The 1850-nt window shown below is 41.4% G+C and carries 1 protein-coding gene and 1 pseudogene; both read right to left on the bottom strand.

The genetic code is table 11. The annotated features are described in order from the left end of the window. Positions 1-1341, bottom strand: a pseudogene (locus EDM53_RS01875) (hypothetical protein); the annotation flags it as partial. Continuing rightward, a partial coding sequence (locus tag EDM53_RS06105; protein ID WP_165379559.1) for a hypothetical protein occupies positions 1341-1850 on the bottom strand: 510 nt, incomplete at its 5' end. The gene EDM53_RS06105 and the pseudogene EDM53_RS01875, both read right to left, overlap by 1 nt.

Here is a 1850-nt window from a genome sequence, read left to right as displayed (position 1 = left end):
TCCTAAACACCCTCCAGTCCGTATCTCTTTATTTTTTTCCCTCAAAAACATACGGAACGTTTCCAACATTTGTAGTATGTCTCCTTTTATTCCACCTTGCTCCAGTACTTTTGATACAAGATATAGTCCCATCAGGCCATTATTGAACACACTACTTCTCAACAATACTTCTATTCCACTTACCAATCTTTGACTCGGGTATAGGCATACTAATTCACTCTCGTTTAGCTTCACATCTCTTCTAAACAACAGACAAGATAATCCCGTGATACTTTGTTCCAGGTCCCTTAGATTGAACTCACCAACCCTTCTATCAACTATTCTAGTCCATTCCGTGACGAAGCAATCATCTCTATAACCAAAATGCGCCAAACTCCATAGACCGTTGGACAGATTCTGAGCATTGAATCCTCTCAATTTCTCAGTTGACACTCTTACCCATTCTCTTATAAAGACATCGTCTCTGTAACCAAGACGCGCTAAACTCCAAATACTCTTAGACAAATGCTGAGCACTAAATTCTTCGAGTTTCCCAGTTGACACTTTCACCCACTCTTTTATAAACTCATTGTCCTTATAACCAACATGCGCTAAAGTCCAGATACTGCTCAACAATTCCTGCGCATTAAACTCTGACACCTTGCCAATCGATACTCTTACCCATTCTCTTATGAATGCAATATCCCTGTAACCAAGGCATGCTAAACTCCAGAGACTGTTCGACAGTTCCTGGGAATTAAACTCTTGGAGTTGCCAAGCAGACACTCTTATCCATTCTCTTATAAACTGATCATCTCTGTAACCAAGACGTGCTAAACTCCAGAGACTATTCGACAAGTCCTGACTATTAAACTCCGAGAGCTTTACAGCTGATATTCTTACCAGTGCTCTTATAAACTCATCGTCTCTATAACCAAAACGCGCTAAACTCCAGAGACTATTCGACAAGTCCTGACTATTAAACAGTATCAGTTTCCCAGTTGATACCCTCATCCACTCTCTTATGAACGCAGTATCCCTGTAACCGAGGCGCACCAAACTCCAGAGACTGTTCGACAAATCCTGAGTATTAAATTCTATCAACTTCCTAGTTGATACTCTCACCCACTCTCTTATAAATACATCATTTCTATACCCAAGGCGTGTTAAACTCCAGATACTCTTTGATAATTCCTGTGCATTAAACTCTCCTAACCTCGGACCAGCTGTATTCAGCCACTGCACAATATAATTCCTATTCTTACCTCTATAACCAAGAGACGCCAGCTTTGCTATTTCATGGCATAATCTCCCATTACTGTAGCTACTCAAATCTCTCAACACACCTTCTCCACATATCATCAATTATCACCTTGAAATGCTCCTTCTGCTTGACCTTGTTCCTGCATCAATTCATCATACTCTCCCCTGGAGCTATCAAACTCGTATACGTATTGTAATGGAGTTCGTGCTAATAAACTGTAGACTTCTCCATATCCAGACGCTGATCTCACTCCATTCTCATCGCTTGTATACTCTATGTACAGACTATGCACGTTGGACATCAGATGGTAAAGGCTGTACACCGTCATTCCTGATGTAAATATCAACCCTGCATGTGGCAAACCTCCTGCACCCATCACTATAGGTAATGCCATGTAACCTACTGTGATACCAAGGTGCTTAACACACTCTCCGTACTCCCCTTGGTACACTTGATATGTAGCTTCTAAACCCACTAGTGCTAATCCATACACACTCAATCCCTTGTACATTCCATATACATGCACCGTGCCCAATACCACTTGCTTCACATTCTCAACTGTTGGTCGATTGACCACTCTTAGTACATCCACTACTGTATCAGCTAT

The sequence above is a fragment of the Rickettsiales endosymbiont of Peranema trichophorum genome (assembly GCF_004210275.1).
Classification (GTDB): Bacteria; Pseudomonadota; Alphaproteobacteria; order Rickettsiales; family Midichloriaceae; genus RICK02.
The sequence above is the reverse complement of the archived record's forward strand: the minus strand, read 5'-3'. Positions and strand labels throughout refer to the sequence as shown.